Below are 18,209 nucleotides of genomic sequence, written 5' to 3' on the forward strand. Positions count from 1 at the left end.
AACCAAATTATAACCCAACTTATGAGATTAATTGCCGCCGTGGGAATTGCGGTGATGCTGGGAACGGCATCCACCGGCAATGCACAGACGACAAAAGCGAAGCCTGTTGCCAGCCAGACAATTACCTATGCTAAGATTCCGGATACGGAAGTGATGACGTCCACCGCGATGGCTGAGTGGGTGAAAAATAACACCAGTAATCAAACGGAAGCACTGAGAGCTATTTATGCATGGATCGGGAAAAACGTGGTGTATGACACCAGGAATACCTATGATCCGCAATACTATAAGGATACCACAGACGCTGCCTTAAAAACCCTTCGCACCCGGCAGGCTATCTGTTACGGCTACTCGTCACTTTTCGTGGAAATTGCCCGAAAAGCCGGAATTTCTGCCATGTTGGTGTCCGGATATACCGTGAGTGGCTCGCAATTGAGTGCGGATGGCAGCCATGCCTGGGTCGCCGTAAATGTAGGGGATAAATGGTCGCTCATTGATCCTACGTGGGCGGCAGGAGGAGTGAGCGGTAATAAGTTTTACCCTTCCTTTACATGGAAATATTTTATGGTGGCACCTGATGTCTACATAAAAACCCATGTACCATTTGATCCGATGTACCAGTTCCTGGAACATCCGCATACCCATACCGCAATAAAGGAAAATAACTGGACCGACGCTGCTGCCCGCCCGGTATTTGCTTTTGCAGATACCATTGCTGCCTGGAACAGGCTCGACAGTACTGCCAGACTCGAAAATGCGGTGGACAGGATCCGGAGGTTTGGCGTGAGTAATATGTATGTATCTACCGAATTGAGTTATATGATACAGGTGCTGGATGTAGGTCGCCAGAATGCTAAGGTGGCGGCGCACAACGCCATGGCTGATAAATTCAATGCTACCACAGGGAAGTACAATGAGCTGGTGAATGATTTCAATGCCTATGTGGTATTTAAGAACAAGCAGTTTACACCAGCTAAACCCGACAAGGAAATAAGAGAGTGGATAGATACGATGGCAGCCAATGTGGATAACATCACCACTGCCTTAAATGAGATTGTGTTTGATGGTGGCAGTAATAATGCGAGGTCGGTGAATGAGGCGAAGCGTTCCGCAAAGGATATGAAAGACAGGATTGCGGAGGAGCAGGCATTTGTGACTAAATATCTCAAAACCGGCAAGCTGTTCAGGAAGTCACTTTTTTACAAAATGACCTGGATGGGTATCCCTGTGAATTAAGGTTTAAATTTTTTAAATTTAGGAGAGAGAGAGTTAATTATCCCTACCATGAGCATAGTAATCGTACTGGCGTGTTTGCTGACGGTATCGTCAGCAAATGCGCAGGCACCTAAGCCAGCAAAACCTGCTCCGGCCGTAGTGGCTATTCCGGATGCAGTGACTAACAGTCCAGCCGATATGGCTAAGTGGCTGAAAACCCATACCACCAGCAATCAGGCCTTTCAGCAGGCGTTATATCAATGGATTGCCACACATATAGCCTACGATATTCCGGGCATGTACCAGCAAAAGAATTACAGGGATACTGCGGCGGTATTGCAGCAGGTGTTGAGATCCCGGGTGGGGGTATGTGCAGATTATGCCAGTTTATACGCCCGTGTATGCCAGGAGGCTGGTATTACGGCATATACGGTAAACGGGTATTGCCTGGAGAATGGGACTTTAGCGCCTACCGGTGCCCATGACTGGGTGGTGGTGAAGAATGGGGCACAGTGGACCGTAACAGATCCAACCTGGGGGGCTGGGACGGTGGATGGTGCGAGGTTTACACCTAAGCTGAACTGGGAATGGTTCCAGGTATCGCCGCAGGTGGCGGTAAAGCGTCATATCCCGTTTGATCCGATGTGGCAGTTGCTGACCAATCCGGTAAGGCACGATGAGGTGGGCGTTTCGAGGCAGAGTGGGCCGGCGTTTAATTACAATGATACTATTAATAAATACCTGCGGCTGCCGCGGTATGAGCGACTGGCCGGATCGCTGGCCAGGATAGAGCGTTATGGCGGTGCAGCTAATCCGTTTGTGATGGCAGAGCTGGACTGGCTGCGGCAAACGGTGAAGGTATTGGCTGGCAACCGGGAGATTGAGGAGCGGAACAGGCTGGTGGACCAGTTTAATGTGGCTAATGCGGATTATGCCGGGCTGGTGAAGGGGTACAACGAGTATGTGTCATTTAAGAACAGTCAGTTTTTGCCGGAGAAGCCTGATATGACTGTCAGGAAGATGATGGATGCGCTGGTGGGCATGGCAGAGGACCTGAGCCGGCGTTTGGCGGCGATGCATGGTACGGATGCTGCCATGGTGGATCATTTGCGGGAGCTGGGTGCTGCGGTGGAGGAGATGAGAGGCAGGATAAGGACCGAGGATCAGTTCGTTAGCCGTTACTTAAAAACGGAGAAGGCGAAACGCCGGTCATTATTTTATGTAGATGTGGTGGAGAAGTCGTAACTTTGCACGCTTCGTATATAAGGAAAAAATTCGGGTAATGCAATAGATTTGTAAAAAAATCTCTTTCGTTAGCAAAAAGGATGCCCAAATTCAAATACTTTTTGGCGAGTTAATATTATTATATACCTTTGCATCCCGTTTAAAAGGTTATTTTCGTTCCTTTTAGTTTTGGGAGTTCTCTGTTTTGCAGAGGGCGCTTAACCAAATTAAATAATAAAGTATGGCAAAAGAGATCGCAACGTACGTGAAATTGCAGGTAAAAGGCGGCCAAGCCAACCCTGCACCTCCAATCGGACCTGCTCTGGGTTCTAAAGGTGTGAACATCATGGAGTTTTGCAAACAGTTCAATGCTCGTACCCAGGATAAAATTGGGAAGGTATTGCCTGTGTTGCTGACTGTTTACACTGACAAATCATTTGACTTCGTAATTAAGACGCCTCCGGCTCCAGTTCAGCTGAAGGAAGCTGCTAAAATTCAAAGTGGTTCTAAAGAACCAAACCGTAACAAGGTGGGCAAAGTAACCTGGGCTCAGGTTGAAGCTATTGCACAGGATAAGATGGCAGATCTGAACTGCTTCACCCTGAACAGTGCGATGAGCATGGTTGCAGGTACTGCGCGTAGCATGGGTATTACTGTAGAAGGTAAAGCTCCTTGGGAAAACTAATTGTTTCACCCTGTTAAGGCAGGACTTAAAATCATTTTGAAAATGGCAACTAAAAAGAGAAAAGTAGCTGAAGCAAAGGTGGACAAAAACAAACAGTACACCCTGAAAGAAGCTTCCAGCTTAGTAAAAGAAATCAATTGCACTAAATTCGACTCTTCTGTCGATATCCATATCCGCTTAGGCGTTGATCCTAAGAAAGCAGACCAGGCTATCCGTGGTTCCGTAACGCTTCCTCACGGTACTGGTAAAACAAAAAGAGTGTTAGTACTTTGCACCCCTGATAAAGAAGCGGCTGCAAAAGAGGCTGGCGCAGATTTCGTAGGTCTGGACGAATTCATCACTAAGATTGAAGGCGGTTGGACTGATATCGATGTAATCGTAGCTACACCTGCTGTGATGCCTAAAATCGGTAAACTGGGTAAAATCTTAGGTCCACGTAACCTGATGCCTAACCCTAAAACCGGTACTGTTACTAACGACGTGGCAGCGGCTGTAAACGATGTTAAAGGCGGTAAAATTTCCTTCAAGGTTGATAAAGCTGGTATCATCCACGCTTCTATCGGTCGTGTATCTTTTGGTGTTGAGAAAATTGAGCAGAACTCTCTGGAGCTGATCAATGCTATCATCAAGCTGAAACCAGCTACTGCTAAAGGTACTTACCTGAAAGGCCTGTCTATGGCTGCTACAATGAGCCCAGGTATCGCTATCGACACTAAATCTGTTCAAAACTAATTGATCACGAGTGTGTAGCCTGTGTTCGAGAGGGTATGGGCTAGCTGCAAACGTAATAATATGAATAAAGATCAAAAAAATGAAGTGATCGAACTGCTGAAAGGCAAGTTCTCTCAATACAGCAACTTCTACATCACTAACACCGAATCACTGACTGTTGCGCAGGTTAATGACCTGAGGAAAGTGTGCTTCGACAAGAATGTAGAAATGAAGGTTGCTAAAAACACCCTGATTAAGAAGGCACTGGAATCTCTGGATGCTGAGAAATATGCAGGTATTTATGAAGCACTGCACGGTGTGACTGCCCTGATGTTCTCTGATTCTCCAAAAGAGCCGGCTGTAATCATCTCTTCTTTCCGTAAAGCTAACAACAAGCTGGAAAAACCAGTTCTGAAAGCTGCTTTTGTTGCTGACGAGATTTTCATCGGCGACAACCAGCTGAAAGCGCTGACCGAGATCAAAACCAAAAACGAGCTCATCGGCGAAGTTATTGGTCTCCTCCAGTCTCCTGCAAAACGCGTTATTGCTGCTCTCCTGGAGAAAGGCAAAAACGAAGGTGGCGAAGCTGTGGCAGCAGAAGCTCCAGCGGCAGAGTAATTTTTGGGAGAGTATTCTCCCCACAACACATTGGCTTCCAAGTCATAATATATAATTAACAACAATTACAAAAAATATCTAAATTTTTATAAAATGGCAGACGTAAAAGCATTAGCCGAACAATTAGTAGGTTTAACTGTTAAGGAAGTTCAGGAACTCGCAGATGTTCTGAAAAGCGAATATGGTATCGAACCAGCAGCTGCTGCAGTAGTAGTATCTGGCGGTGGCGATGGCGGTGCAGCTGTTGAAGAGAAAACTGCTTTCAACGTTATCCTGAAATCTGCAGGTGCTAGCAAACTGAACGTAGTTAAGGTTGTAAAAGACCTGACTGGTCTCGGTCTGAAAGAAGCAAAAGAACTGGTTGACGGCGCTCCTAAATCAGTAAAAGAAGGCGTTAGCAAAGCTGAAGCAGAAGATCTGAAAGCTAAGCTGACTGAAGCTGGTGCTGAAGTTGAAATTCAGTAATTCTTTGCTTAAGATATACATCTTTTAAAGGTCAAAAGTGCGCACAGCACTTTTGGCCTTATTCCCTTTGGGAAAGTGTCTTTTTCAGAGAGTCAAAATAGGGAATCACATGAGTGAATTTGACAATGTGCAAGAGGCAATACTTAACATGATGGGATATTGGCAAAGAAACCTTAATTTCCCTAATTCTTACAAGTCATATAACTGCTAACTTCGAATATGTCTCTAAAAAAAGCCCAAACAAACGAAAGAGTAAATTTTGGAAAGATCAAACAAGTTACTGAGACACCGGATCTGTTGGCTATCCAAATCCAATCTTTCAAGGATTTCTTCCAATTAGAAACCACACCAGACAAGCGAAATAACGAAGGCCTTTTTAAAGTATTTAAAGAGAACTTCCCGATTACGGATACGCGTAATATCTTCAATCTGGAGTTCCTGGACTACTTCGTTGATCCTCCGCGTTATACTATCGAGGAATGTATTGAGCGTGGGCTTACCTATTCCGTTCCATTGAAGGCGAAACTCCGCCTGAGCTGTAACGATGAGGAACATGTGGATTTCCAGACTATTGTGCAGGATGTGTTCCTGGGTAACATCCCTTACATGACCCCAAGAGGTACTTTCGTTATCAATGGTGCTGAGCGCGTAGTTGTATCCCAGCTGCACCGCTCTCCTGGTGTTTTCTTTGGTCAATCCATACATCCGAACGGAACCAAGATTTACTCTGCAAGGGTAATTCCGTTCAAGGGCGCGTGGATGGAGTTTGCAACGGACATCAACAATGTGATGTACGCTTACATTGACCGTAAGAAGAAATTCCCGGTTACCACCCTGTTACGTGCTATTGGCTATGAAACAGATAAGGACATCCTCCAGCTGTTTGGCATGGCGGATGAAGTGAAGGCAGATAAAAAATCCCTCGAGAAATACGCTGGGAAAAAACTGGCTGCACGCGTCCTGAGAAGCTGGGTGGAAGACTTTGTGGATGAAGATACCGGTGAAGTAGTGAGTATCGAACGTAACGAAATCATGCTGGAACGCGATAGCATCCTCGATGAAGAAAACATCGAAACTATCGTGGATATGGGCCTGAAATCTGTATTCGTTCAGAAAGAAGAGGTAAGTGGCGACTTCTCCATCATCTACAATACATTAAATAAGGATACATCTAACTCTGAGCTGGAAGCCGTTCAGCACATCTACCGCCAGCTGCGCGGTGCCGATGCGCCGGATGATGAAACAGCAAGGGGTATCATCGATAAATTATTCTTCTCCGATAAACGTTACGATCTCGGAGATGTTGGTCGTTACAAAATCAACAGAAAACTGGGTCTTCCTACACCGCTGGACATGAAAGTCCTGACTAAAGAAGACATCATCGCCATCATCAAGTACCTGGTACAACTCACCAACAGTAAAGCAGAGATCGACGATATCGATCACCTGTCTAACCGTCGTGTACGTACCGTGGGTGAGCAGTTATATGCTCAGTTTGGTGTTGGTCTGGCACGTATGGCCCGTACCATCCGTGAAAGAATGAACGTTCGTGACAACGAGGTGTTCACACCGGTGGATCTGATCAACGCGAGGACGCTGTCTTCCGTAATCAACTCCTTCTTCGGTACCTCTCAGCTGTCACAGTTCCTGGATCAAACCAACCCGCTCTCTGAGATCACGCACAAACGTCGTATCTCCGCTCTCGGACCTGGTGGTCTGAGCCGTGAAAGAGCAGGCTTCGAGGTGCGTGACGTACACTATAGCCACTACGGCCGTCTGTGTACCATCGAAACTCCGGAAGGTCCAAACATCGGTCTGATCTCCACCCTCTGCGTTCACGCGAAAGTGAATGAAATGGGCTTCATCGAAACTCCTTACCGTAAAGTAAACAACGGTAGAGTGGATATGGCGAAAGTGGAATTCCTCAGTGCTGAAGAAGAAGATTCTGTAAAAATCGCGCAGGCAAACGCCCCGCTCGATGACAAAGGAAACTTCGTTAATGATAAAGTAAAATCCCGCGAAACCGGTGACTTCCCGATCCTGGATAAGGATGAAGTGGAATTCATGGACGTTGCACCGAACCAGATCGTAGGTCTGTCTGCATCACTGATTCCGTTCCTGGAGCATGATGACGCCAACCGTGCGCTGATGGGATCAAACATGCAACGCCAGGCGGTACCATTGATCAACCCTGAAGTGCCTATCGTAGGTACTGGTCTGGAAGCGAAAGCTGCACGCGATTCCCGCCTGCAGGTGACCGCTGAAGGTAAAGGTGTGATCGAGTTCGTGGATGCAAAAGAAATTCATGTTCGTTACGAGCGTGATGAGATGCAGAAACTGGTGAGCTTCGAAGATGATCTGGTGATTTATAACCTGACCAAATTCGTTAAAACGAACCAATCCACCTGTATCAACCTGAAACCTTGTGTGAAGAAAGGACAGCGTGTGGAAGTGGGCGACTTCTTAACAGAAGGTTACGCTACCCGCGGTGGTGAGCTGGCACTGGGACGCAACATGAAAGTGGCGTTCATGCCTTGGAAAGGTTACAACTTTGAGGATGCGATCGTAATCTCTGAGCGTGTTGCACGTGAAGACCTCTTTACATCTATCCACATCGATGAGTATGAACTGGAAGTTCGTGATACTAAACTGGGTGAAGAAGAACTGACTCCGGATATTCCTAACGTAAGTGAAGAGGCTACCAAAGACCTCGACCAGAACGGTATTATCCGTGTTGGTGCGCACATTAAAGAAGGTGATATCCTGATCGGTAAAATCACTCCTCGTGGTGAATCTGATCCTTCTCCTGAAGAAAAACTGCTCCGTGCGATCTTCGGTGACAAGGCATCTGATGCGAAAGATGCTTCTCTGAAAGCACCTCCATCCACTGAGGGTGTGGTAATCGATAAGAAACTGTTCAGCCGCGCTAAGAAAGATAAAAACTCTAAGACCCGTGAAAAAGCGGCATTAGAGAAACTGGAAAAAGTACACCAGAAGAACGAAGAAGATCTGCTGGAAGTACTGATGAGCAAACTGCAGGTGCTGTTGAAAGACAAAACCTCTCAGGGCATTACCAATACTTACGGTGAAGTACTGATCTCTAAAGGATCTAAATTCTCCCCTAAGAACCTGGTAAACATCGATTTCCAGAATGTGAATCCACTGGGCTGGACTACCGACGAGGTAACCAACGACCAGATCAACACCCTGCTGCACAACTACAACATCAAGTACAACGAAGAGCTGGGCCGCTACAAACGTGAGAAATTCAACATTTCAATCGGTGATGAGCTCCCTGCTGGTGTACTGAAACTGGCGAAGGTTTACCTGGCCAGCAAGCGTAAGCTGAAAGTGGGTGATAAAATGGCGGGACGTCACGGTAACAAGGGTATCGTTGCTAAGATCGTGCGTGATGAAGACATGCCGTTCCTCGCAGATGGTACACCACTGGATATCGTACTGAACCCACTCGGGGTACCTTCCCGTATGAACCTCGGACAGATCTACGAAACCGTATTAGGTTGGGCAGGTCTGAAACTGGGCGTACGCTTTGCTACTCCGATCTTTGATGGTGCTACTACTGAAGAAATTGCATCCTATATCAATGAAGCTGGTTTGCCAAGCTTCGGTCACACTTATCTCTACGATGGTGAAACCGGAGACCGCTTCCACCAGAAAGCAACCGTAGGTGTGATCTACATGCTTAAACTGAGCCACATGGTGGACGATAAGATGCACGCGCGTTCTATTGGACCATACTCCCTCATTACTCAGCAACCGCTGGGTGGTAAGGCACAGTTTGGTGGTCAGCGTTTTGGTGAGATGGAGGTATGGGCACTGGAAGCATATGGTGCTGCCAATATCCTGCAGGAACTGCTTACCATTAAATCAGATGATATCGTAGGTCGTGCGAAAGCTTATGAATCAATTGTGAAAGGCGACAACATACCTAAAGCGGGTGTGCCTGAGTCCTTCAATGTATTGATCCACGAGTTACGCGGTCTGGGTCTGGATCTGAAATTTGACTAAGAGCTTTTAGCTACCAGCCATTCGCAGCAAGTGCGGATGGCTGATAGCTTTGATATTTCGCAGGAATAAAATTTTTGTCGCTGAACTGATCATCAGCGGCTAACAGCTAAAAGCTAATAACAGATGGCTATCAAGAAAGAAAATCGTCCTAAATCAAATTTTAACAGCATTACCATTAGTCTGGCTTCTCCCGATGTAATTCTGGAGCGTTCATACGGTGAAGTGCTGAAACCTGAAACCATCAACTACCGTACTTACAAACCGGAACGTGATGGTTTGTTCTGCGAAAGGATTTTTGGTCCTGTAAAGGATTACGAATGCTATTGCGGAAAATATAAACGTATCCGTTACAAGGGTATCGTTTGCGACCGTTGTGGTGTGGAAGTAACAGAGAAGAAAGTGCGTCGCGAAAGAATGGGGCATATTCGTCTTGTTGTTCCGGTTGTACACATCTGGTACTTTAAATCTCTCCCTAATAAAATTGGTTACCTCCTGGGTATGTCTTCCAAGAAATTGGAAACCATCATTTACTACGAACGTTATGTAGTAATCCAGGCGGGTGCTAAACAGGAAAAAGGTATGAACTACGGTGACCTGCTCACTGAAGAAGAATACCTGGACATCCTGGATACACTGCCAAAAGACAATCAACTGTTACCGGATGAAGATCCTAACAAGTTCATTGCTAAAATGGGTGCGGAAGCGGTAGAAATGATGCTGGCCCGTATTGATCTGGACAGCCTCTCTTACCAGCTGCGTAACCAGGCAGCCACTGAAACTTCCCAGCAACGTAAAGCGGAGGCGCTGAAACGCCTGAGCGTTGTGGAAGCTTTCCGTGAAGCAAATGGCCGTGTTGAAAACCGTCCTGAGTGGATGGTGATGCAATATATCCCTGTTGTTCCACCTGAACTGCGTCCGTTAGTTCCTTTGGATGGTGGTCGTTTCGCGTCTTCTGACCTGAATGACCTGTACCGCAGGGTAATTATCCGTAACAATCGTCTGAAACGTCTCATCGAAATTAAGGCGCCTGAGGTGATCCTGCGTAACGAAAAACGTATGCTGCAGGAAGCGGTGGATTCTCTCTTCGACAACTCCCGTAAATCAAATGCGGTAAAAGCTGAAGGTGGTCGTGCACTGAAATCCCTCTCCGACGTATTGAAAGGTAAACAGGGTCGTTTCCGTCAGAACTTGCTCGGTAAACGTGTGGATTACTCCGGACGTTCTGTAATCGTGGTAGGTCCTGAACTGAAACTGCATGAGTGCGGTCTGCCAAAAGATATGGCGGCAGAGCTGTTCAAACCATTTATTATCCGTAAACTGATTGAAAGAGGTATCGTTAAAACCGTGAAATCAGCTAAAAAGCTGGTAGATCGTAAGGAAGCGGTAGTTTGGGATATCCTGGAGAATGTACTGAAAGGTCATCCGGTGATGCTCAACCGTGCTCCAACGCTGCACCGTCTTTCTATTCAGGCCTTCCAGCCTAAACTGGTGGAAGGTAAAGCAATCCAGCTTCACCCGCTCGTGTGTTCTGCGTTCAACGCCGACTTTGATGGTGACCAGATGGCGGTACACGTTCCATTGAGCAACGCCGCAATCCTGGAAGCGCAACTCCTGATGCTGTCTTCTCACAACATTCTGAACCCGCAGAATGGTACGCCAATCACCCTGCCTTCACAGGACATGGTACTCGGTCTGTACTACATCACTAAGGGTAAGAAAACCATGGGTGATGACATCGTAAAAGGAGAAGGTAAAGCTTTCTACTCTGCTGAAGAGGTTATTATCGCATATAACGAGGGCCAGGTTGACCTGCACGCTCATATCCGCGTAAAAGCTGACGTGAGAACTGCATCCGGCGAACTGGAAAGAAAACTGATCGAAACTACCGTAGGTCGCGTGATGTTCAACCAGCACGTTCCTAAGGCAGCCGGTTATGTTAACGCCCTGCTGACTAAAAAATCCCTGCGTGAAATCATCGGTGATATCATCAAATACACGAACATCCCAACTACTGCGAAGTTCCTGGATGATATCAAACAATTAGGTTTCCGTACGGCATTCCGTGGTGGTCTGTCCTTCAACATCAATGACCTGATCATTCCTGACGTTAAGCAGGACATGATCGACGGCGCAGCCGGTGAGGTGGATGAAGTGTGGGATAACTACAACATGGGTCTGATCACTAACAACGAACGTTACAACCAGATCATTGACATCTGGTCCCGCGTGGATACCAAAGTAACCGAAACGCTGATCCGCGAGCTGGCTACAGATAAACAAGGTTTCAACTCTGTTTACATGATGCTTGATTCCGGTGCGCGTGGTTCCAAACAGCAGATTAAACAGCTGGCTGGTATCAGGGGTCTGATGGCTAAGCCTCGTAAGTCTGGCTCTACTGGTTCCGAGATTATCGAAAACCCGGTATTGTCCAACTTTAAGGATGGTCTGAACGTATTGGAATACTTCATTTCTACGCACGGTGCCCGTAAAGGTCTTGCGGATACGGCGTTGAAAACAGCGGATGCGGGTTACCTGACCCGTCGTCTGGTGGACGTTGCACAGGATGTGGTTATCAACGAAGAAGATTGCGGCACCCTCCGTGGTATTGCTACTTCAGCGCTGAAGGATAACGAAGAGGTGGTAGAACCACTGTACGATCGTATCCTGGGCCGTACTTCCCTGCACGACGTTTACGATCCACTGAGCGATGAGCTGATCGTTGCCGGTGGTGAACAAATCACTGAAGACATTGCACATCGCATTGAAGACAGTGCTATCGAAACAGTAGAGATCCGTTCTGTACTGACTTGCGAAAGCCGTCGTGGTGTGTGTGTGAAATGTTATGGTAAAAACCTGGCAACCGGTTACACTGCACAGAAAGGTGATGCTGTAGGTATCATCGCTGCCCAGTCCATCGGTGAGCCTGGTACACAGTTGACACTGCGTACCTTCCACGTGGGTGGTGTGGCTGGTTCTACTTCTGTTGAATCCGGCCTGACTGCTAAGTTCGATGGTACTGTACAATTCGATGGTCTGCGTACTACCACTTTCGAAAACAACGAAGGTGATAAAGTACAGGTGGTTATCGGTCGTACCGGTGAGCTGCGTATCATGGATGTTAAAAATGATCGCCTGTTGATCACCAACAACATTCCTTACGGTTCTACCCTGCTGGTAAAAGATGGCCAGAAAATCTCCAAAGGAGATCAGATCTGTACCTGGGATCCATTCAACGCCGTTATCGTTTCTGAGATCAACGGTGGTATCCGGTTCGACAGCATCATTGAAGGTATCACCTTCCGTGAAGAGGCTGACGAGCAGACTGGTCACCGCGAGAAAGTGGTTATCGAAACCAAAGACAAAAACAAGATCCCTTCCATTGTTGTAGAAGGCAACAAGGAAGTGAAATCATACAACCTGCCGGTTGGTTCTCACATCGTGATCTCTGAAGGAGAAAACGTGAAAGCAGGTCAGGTTATCGTGAAAATCCCACGTGTACTCGGTAAACTGCGAGATATCACGGGTGGTCTCCCACGTGTAACTGAGCTGTTCGAGGCACGTAACCCAAGCAACCCTGCCATCGTCTCTGAAATCGACGGTGTGGTAGCATTCGGTAACATCAAACGTGGTAACCGTGAGATCATCATCGAGAGCCGCGAAGGTCAGATCAAGAAATACCTGGTTCCATTGACCCGTCACATCCTGGTGCAGGACGGTGACTTCGTGAAAGCCGGTACTTCCCTGTCCGATGGTTCTACCACTCCTGCCGACATCCTGGCTATTAAAGGTCCGTTTGCGGTACAGGAATACCTGGTGAATGAAATTCAGGAGGTATACCGCTTACAGGGTGTGAAGATCAACGATAAACACATCGAGGTGATCGTACGCCAGATGATGCGTAAAGTAAACATTGAAGATCCAGGCGATACCCGCTTCCTGGAAGGCGATACTGAAGACAGATTCGACTTCTTCGAAGAAAACGACATCATCTTCGATAAGAAGGTGGTAACAGAAGCAGGTGACTCTACTACCCTGAAAGCTGGTCAGATCGTGACCCTCCGCCAGGTACGTGAAGAAAACTCACTGTTGCGTCGTGCAGACAAGAAACTGGTTGAATTCCGCGATGCGCAGCCAGCTACTTCCAGTCCGCTTTTACAAGGTATCACCAAGGCTTCCCTGGGTACACGCAGCTGGATATCAGCAGCATCCTTCCAGGAAACAACCAAGGTACTGTCTCAGGCAGCTATCAACGGTAAGATCGATGACATGATGGGCTTGAAAGAGAACGTTATCACCGGTCACCTGATCCCTGCTGGTACAGGTTTACGTGAATTCGAAAACATGATCGTAGGTTCTAAGGAAGAATACGATATCCTGGCATCTTCTAAAGAAGTATTCCAGTTCGATGAAGAAGAATAGTGCGTAAGCATTGTAATATTAGAAAGCCTCTCCTGCAAAGGAGAGGCTTTCTATTTACGAATAAATGCCCCTCCGCTTAGGCGGAGGGGCATTTATTCGTTTTTGGAATGGCCGAAGGCCATTCCAAAAACGAATAATATCATGTATAAGCCTATCATTTTAATCGATAATGCCGCATGCAAATATGCAGTAGCTTTATTCTCAAATCATGCGATATGGGAATCATTGTACAGCAAACCTATACCCGTCAGCAGGAAATTGTGAACGGGCTGATACATGCGGCAGGAGTGATATTTGGCGTGAGTGCACTGCCGGTACTCACGGCGATTGCAGCTATTCATGGCAACACACCTGGCATTGTAGGGGCGGGCATTTACAGCTTTTGTTTCATCCTCCTGTTTACCAACTCCACGGTATATCACCTGAGCCTGGAGCCTTACGTAAAAAAGATCTTTCTGGTGTTTGATCATATCAGTATATACTTTCTGATAGCGGGCACGTATACACCGTTTTTGCTGGTGTATATGTTGAATAGTTTTGGCATAACGTTGTTGTGTATTTTGTGGGGACTAACCCTTGTGGGAATGTTCTTTAAGATATGGTTTACCGGCCGGTTTGATATATTATCTACCATTATCTACCTGGCGATGGGCTGGATAATGGTGCTGGGTGGGAAGCGGTTCTTTGAAAACATGCCGCTCTCCGTGATAGTGATGTTGTTTGCAGGCGGCATTCTTTATTCCGCGGGCGTATTCTTCTACATATGGGATAAATACAAGTTTACCCACGCTGTATGGCATTTCCTGGTATTGGCGGCCGCTATCTGCCATTATGTGGCGGTATTGCTGACCATGTAAATAAGAAAAGCAGGTGAGTGATCACCTGCTTTTTTTATTTAGGTAGATGGCATAGCTACTTTGCTTAGTTGCCTACCTGTTTAAAATCGCCTTTTCCGCCAGGTCTTCCGCGTTTAACAGCTGCACTGTCACGGCGCATATCACCTCTTGGGCCCTGGTGTTTCATACCGGTGGTATCGCGGCGGAATTCACCTTTAGGAGGATGGTGCTTAGCGCCTGTACTATCACGGCGCATCTGACCGGCAGGGCGGTGTTTCATACCAGTTGAGTCCTGGTGCAGATGACCATGATCTGCTTTTTTTTCTTTCTTAGGTTTATCCTGTGCTACTACGGAAACAGACATACCCAGTACGATGGCAGGGATAAGGATAGCGGTTAATTTCATTTTTACGTGTTTGGTTTTTTTATAAAGTGTATGGATTAGACGGCCGCGGGTAATAATTGTTTAAAACCAATTAAAAGTTATTTTTGAGTTCTTAAAAACTGATCCGGATCTGATGAAAAAGTTTATCATAATCGCGATAGCGGCGATGGCCATCCTGGCGGCGTGTAAGAAAGACAGTGACAGCGCGATTCCGCAGACCTCCTCCAATTTTATGTTTTTCAACGGCGTGCCTAATACTACTTTCGGTGTGCTGATAGATACGGTGAACATCTCTACCGGCGTGGCTTACGGCCAGTCAACGACCTACCGTTCTTTTAAGGCCCAGGCTTACAACCTGTATATTTATGACGTGAGCAAACCCAATGTGCTGATAAACTTTGGACAGGTCAATCTTCGTAATGGCAAACACATCTCTACCTACCTGGGGATTGACACTACCAACGAGGTGCCTAATGGTTTAAGGATGACACTGGCGGAAGATGATCTGTCAAATGTTTCTGGAGGGCAGGCCAGGTACCGGGTAGTGGATATGAGCGATACCTATAAGACTAACAGGAATAATAAATCCGCACTGGCAATGGATTTCAAGGTAGATACCAGTCGCTACGTTTGGGGATTCAGGGCGATGCAGTTTACTGCGTTTTCTGATTTTAAAACGATTCAGGGCGACAGCACCTACCACCTGAATGTAAACTGGGTAGACTCCACCAAGCGATTAGGTACTTTCCCAATGAACCTGCAGAAAGGGAAGGTATATACGTATGTGGCCACCGGCAATGCGCTGGATTCCTTAAATTTCAAGGTATTTGTGGTTCAGCATAACTAAAATGCCTATATTGGGACTTCAAGCGGCTGTATCCTGCTGTAGCCAAGCGAATAGCCACCTGGTAAGTTAAAACATAGCTAAAAATTTAAAACTAAATTTGAAAATCCGGCAAAAGTTCTATTTTAGCCGTTCTATTTCAAAATTGTAGAAAATCTACCCTTAAACATGCGCACTCGTAATCAAATCGTAACAAAAGGATTATTGGCCACACTGACAGCAGGCTTGTTCATGGCGTGCCAGAACAACAAATCTGCGAACAATGCACCGGCTGCATCAACCACTAATAATGCTGCTACTGCTGCCAGTTTCAAAATTGCGTATGTTGACTTAGATTCTCTGGAAGCGCGTTTTGAGTATTTTAAAGAAAAGAGAGCAGAGCTCGAGAAGAAACAGCAATCAATGGATAATACGCTGCAGGCAAAAGCCCGCAGTCTGCAAAATGAGTTTGAAGATCTGCAGCGCAGAGCGCAGACGCTGACACAGGAGCAGGGTGAGAATGCACAACGTAGTATCCTGGCCAAGAAGCAACAGCTGGAGCAGGAAGCTGCACAGATGCGTGCTACCTACTCTGAGCAGGAAGCTAAATTCAATGATGAGCTGCAGACCCGCCTCGACAATTTCCTGGAAGCTTTCAACAAGGACAAACGTTTTGCCTACATCTTCTCTTACCGCAAAGGTGTAAGTAACATCCTCTGGAAAGATTCCAATTATGATATTACTGCTGAGGTGATCAAAGGCATGAATGAGCAGGGTGCAACCCCGGCAAAATAAGCTGCCTAAATTCACAATCTTGGAGAAAATCACTACCTTATAGTCCTGGTTCATTGAGCCAGGATTTTTTTTGTACTTCTACTTTAACTTATGGAAATCAACCAAACTAAATCATTCAAGCCCACATTGGGCTTACTCGATGCCACTATGGTAGTAGCCGGATCCATGATAGGTTCCGGGATATTTCTTGTTACCGCAGAAATTGCCCGCAACGTAGGTGGTGCCGGCTGGATCACCGCCATGTGGGTGCTGGCAGGCGTGGTAACACTGATAGCCGCTTTGAGTTACGGAGAATTATCCGGTATGTACCCGAAAGCAGGTGGGCAGTATGTGTACCTGCGCGAAGCCTACAACCCTTTTATTGCCTTCTTATTTGGCTGGACGCAGTTCGGCGTTATTCAAACCGGTACCATTGCCGCTGTGGCTGTGGCATTTGCGAAGTTTACCGCATACCTCGTACCGGGTTTCAGTGAAAAAAATATTTTGTTTGAGTCATCGCTGGTGAATATTTCAGCAGCACAGATTGTAGCGATTGTTTCCATCGTGATACTAACGTATATCAATACACGTGGTGTGAAACACGGGAAGGTGATACAGACGGTATTTACACTGGCTAAGCTGCTGTCACTTTTTGGATTGATTATTTTCGGCTTTTTGCTGGGCGCAAAAGCAGAAATCTGGAATGCCAACTGGGAGAATGCCTGGAATGCCAGCTCGTTGAGTCTTACGGATGGTAACATGGTGACTTCGGCATTAAGCGGCATAGGCCTGATGGGTGCCATTGCTATTTCCATGAAAGGTTCCCTGTTTTCGAGTGATGCCTGGAACAACGTTACATTCATTGCAGCGGAGATTAAAAATCCGCAGAAAAATATCGGGCGTTCCTTGTTTCTGGGTACGTTGATTGTTACGATTATCTACGTGAGTGCTAACCTGATGTACCTTGCTGTTTTGCCTGTTAAGGAGATAGCATTTGCTGCTAATGACCGGGTAGGCGTGGCGGCAGCAGAGCATATTTTTGGTAACACCGGCAGCATGGTGATTGCAGTAATGATCATGATTTCCACATTTGGGTGCAACAACGGATTGATTTTATCCGGTGCACGTATTTACTACACCATGGCTCAGGACAAGCTGTTTTTCAAAGGGGCTGGTGAGCTGAATGCGAACAGCGTACCGGCGAAAGGGCTGTGGATACAGTGCTTCTGGGCATCGTTCCTTTGCCTGACCGGTAGGTACAACGACTTACTGGCGCTGGTAATCTTTGGTGTATTACTGTTTTATATACTCACGATTTTAGGCATATTTGTTTTACGCAGTAAGCGTCCGGATATTGAGCGGCCATATAAAGCATTTGGGTATCCCGTGTTACCCGTTATCTACATCGTTGTAGCGTTGGGGTTAGCCTTATTGCTGTTGATGTTTGAAACGCGCTATACCTTGCCAGGACTGGGTATTATCCTGATGGGTGTTCCGTTATATTATCTAGCTATGAGCAGGCAACGCAGGAATCAGGCGAGCTAAAATGGAAAAATAAAGCTGAATTTTCACACGAACGTTGTATAAAAAAAGTGGGCCACTGCACATAATATTGCAGTGGCCCACTTTAATTTGCATCAAGAGGCAGAGAGATAACGAGGCGGCAGTTTCCCCGATTAGTAGTAGTAAATGATTTGAAACCCTGAAATTAAATCGGCCCTTAGGACATCATATTGAGGAAATGAGTTTGATAGTCCGGCATCAAAGAACCACTTTAGATTATTGATTGTTCCCACTGCGAAGGCAGTAAATTGAAATGTGACTGATCAATGTGACTGGATTGTTTTTTGAAACCCTCAAAAATTTTTGCCATAGAGTAATGTATACTTCATTTAAAAAAATTACAATTCTAAAATATTTATACCAGCGCTGACGGCTGTGCTATTACCGTAGCTGTGCGTTAGCCGGAGTAACAAGTTATGAGGTAATGACCTTGCGGGATTAAACATCCACAAGATAACCATT

The 18,209-nt window shown here is 46.4% G+C and carries 13 protein-coding genes; 12 read left to right on the forward strand and 1 reads right to left on the reverse strand.

The features are described from left to right. The first annotated feature begins 21 nt into the window (after positions 1 to 21). The 9 genes from BUB18_RS17075 to trhA all read left to right on the forward strand — a co-directional run bounded on the left by BUB18_RS17075 (position 22) and on the right by trhA (position 14,223). Complete coding sequence (locus tag BUB18_RS17075; protein WP_073083436.1) at positions 22 to 1,236, forward strand: transglutaminase domain-containing protein; 1,215 nt, start codon at positions 22 to 24, stop codon at positions 1,234 to 1,236. A gap of 48 nt (positions 1,237 to 1,284) precedes the next feature. Continuing rightward, on the forward strand, positions 1,285 to 2,460 hold the full coding sequence (locus tag BUB18_RS17080) for a transglutaminase domain-containing protein (RefSeq protein ID WP_073083438.1): 1,176 nt from the start codon (positions 1,285 to 1,287) through the stop codon (positions 2,458 to 2,460). A 220-nt stretch (positions 2,461 to 2,680) separates the two neighbouring features. After that, positions 2,681 to 3,124 (forward strand): 50S ribosomal protein L11, encoded by a 444-nt coding sequence (gene rplK / locus BUB18_RS17085; RefSeq protein ID WP_073083439.1) that lies wholly within the window; start codon positions 2,681 to 2,683, stop codon positions 3,122 to 3,124. A 42-nt stretch (positions 3,125 to 3,166) separates the two neighbouring features. Further along, positions 3,167 to 3,856, forward strand: a complete 690-nt coding sequence (gene rplA, locus BUB18_RS17090) for a 50S ribosomal protein L1 (protein ID WP_073083441.1) — start codon at positions 3,167 to 3,169, stop codon at positions 3,854 to 3,856. Between the two features lie 60 nt (positions 3,857 to 3,916). Beyond that, a complete protein-coding gene (gene rplJ, locus BUB18_RS17095; RefSeq protein WP_073083443.1) occupies positions 3,917 to 4,453 on the forward strand; it encodes a 50S ribosomal protein L10 in 537 nt (178 codons plus the stop codon). Positions 4,454 to 4,546: 93 nt separating this feature from the next. Beyond that, positions 4,547 to 4,918 carry a 50S ribosomal protein L7/L12 gene (rplL, locus tag BUB18_RS17100; RefSeq protein ID WP_073083445.1) on the forward strand — a complete coding sequence of 124 codons (372 nt, stop codon included), beginning with the start codon at positions 4,547 to 4,549 and terminating at the stop codon, positions 4,916 to 4,918. 219 nt (positions 4,919 to 5,137) lie between these two features. Continuing rightward, positions 5,138 to 8,947 carry a DNA-directed RNA polymerase subunit beta gene (gene rpoB / locus BUB18_RS17105; RefSeq protein ID WP_073083446.1) on the forward strand — a complete coding sequence of 1,270 codons (3,810 nt, stop codon included), beginning with the start codon at positions 5,138 to 5,140 and terminating at the stop codon, positions 8,945 to 8,947. Between the two features lie 123 nt (positions 8,948 to 9,070). Further along, positions 9,071 to 13,366 carry a DNA-directed RNA polymerase subunit beta' gene (gene rpoC / locus BUB18_RS17110; RefSeq protein WP_073083448.1) on the forward strand — a complete coding sequence of 1,432 codons (4,296 nt, stop codon included), beginning with the start codon at positions 9,071 to 9,073 and terminating at the stop codon, positions 13,364 to 13,366. A 215-nt stretch (positions 13,367 to 13,581) separates the two neighbouring features. Beyond that, entirely contained in the window at positions 13,582 to 14,223 is a 642-nt protein-coding gene (gene trhA, locus BUB18_RS17115; RefSeq protein ID WP_073083450.1) for a PAQR family membrane homeostasis protein TrhA, read from the forward strand. 64 nt (positions 14,224 to 14,287) lie between these two features. Here trhA and BUB18_RS17120 read toward each other — a convergent pair whose 3' ends face one another. Then, on the reverse strand, positions 14,288 to 14,608 hold the full coding sequence (locus BUB18_RS17120; protein ID WP_073083451.1) for a hypothetical protein: 321 nt from the start codon (positions 14,606 to 14,608) through the stop codon (positions 14,288 to 14,290). Between the two features lie 112 nt (positions 14,609 to 14,720). Between BUB18_RS17120 and BUB18_RS17125 the strand changes: the two genes are divergently transcribed. From BUB18_RS17125 to BUB18_RS17135, 3 genes are all read left to right on the forward strand, one after another. Then, positions 14,721 to 15,434, forward strand: a complete 714-nt coding sequence (locus tag BUB18_RS17125; RefSeq protein WP_073083453.1) for a DUF4397 domain-containing protein — start codon at positions 14,721 to 14,723, stop codon at positions 15,432 to 15,434. Positions 15,435 to 15,599: 165 nt separating this feature from the next. After that, positions 15,600 to 16,205, forward strand: a complete 606-nt coding sequence (locus tag BUB18_RS17130; RefSeq protein ID WP_073083455.1) for an OmpH/Skp family outer membrane protein — start codon at positions 15,600 to 15,602, stop codon at positions 16,203 to 16,205. Positions 16,206 to 16,295: 90 nt separating this feature from the next. Further along, the gene (locus tag BUB18_RS17135; protein ID WP_073083456.1) at positions 16,296 to 17,729 is read left to right on the forward strand and encodes an APC family permease; all 1,434 of its coding nucleotides are present in this window, start codon (positions 16,296 to 16,298) and stop codon (positions 17,727 to 17,729) included. Positions 17,730 to 18,209: the final 480 nt, after the last annotated feature.

Origin of the sequence: Chitinophaga jiangningensis (assembly GCF_900142605.1) — a bacterium.
GTDB lineage: Bacteria > Bacteroidota > Bacteroidia > Chitinophagales > Chitinophagaceae > Chitinophaga > Chitinophaga jiangningensis.

Excerpts from the sequence above, each read along its gene's own strand:
- rplK (WP_073083439.1), top strand. The coding sequence starts at position 2,681 with ATGGCAAAAGAGATCGCAACGTACGTGAAATTGCAGGTAAAAGGCGGC.
- rpoC (WP_073083448.1), top strand. The coding sequence starts at position 9,071 with ATGGCTATCAAGAAAGAAAATCGTCCTAAATCAAATTTTAACAGCATT.
- rplJ (WP_073083443.1), top strand. The coding sequence starts at position 3,917 with ATGAATAAAGATCAAAAAAATGAAGTGATCGAACTGCTGAAAGGCAAG.
- rplA (WP_073083441.1), top strand. The coding sequence starts at position 3,167 with ATGGCAACTAAAAAGAGAAAAGTAGCTGAAGCAAAGGTGGACAAAAAC.
- BUB18_RS17130 (WP_073083455.1), top strand. The coding sequence starts at position 15,600 with ATGCGCACTCGTAATCAAATCGTAACAAAAGGATTATTGGCCACACTG.
- BUB18_RS17120 (WP_073083451.1), bottom strand. The coding sequence starts at position 14,608 with ATGAAATTAACCGCTATCCTTATCCCTGCCATCGTACTGGGTATGTCT.
- BUB18_RS17125 (WP_073083453.1), top strand. The coding sequence starts at position 14,721 with ATGAAAAAGTTTATCATAATCGCGATAGCGGCGATGGCCATCCTGGCG.
- BUB18_RS17080 (WP_073083438.1), top strand. The coding sequence starts at position 1,285 with ATGAGCATAGTAATCGTACTGGCGTGTTTGCTGACGGTATCGTCAGCA.
- trhA (WP_073083450.1), top strand. The coding sequence starts at position 13,582 with ATGGGAATCATTGTACAGCAAACCTATACCCGTCAGCAGGAAATTGTG.
- BUB18_RS17075 (WP_073083436.1), top strand. The coding sequence starts at position 22 with ATGAGATTAATTGCCGCCGTGGGAATTGCGGTGATGCTGGGAACGGCA.
- rpoB (WP_073083446.1), top strand. The coding sequence starts at position 5,138 with ATGTCTCTAAAAAAAGCCCAAACAAACGAAAGAGTAAATTTTGGAAAG.
- BUB18_RS17135 (WP_073083456.1), top strand. The coding sequence starts at position 16,296 with ATGGAAATCAACCAAACTAAATCATTCAAGCCCACATTGGGCTTACTC.
- rplL (WP_073083445.1), top strand. The coding sequence starts at position 4,547 with ATGGCAGACGTAAAAGCATTAGCCGAACAATTAGTAGGTTTAACTGTT.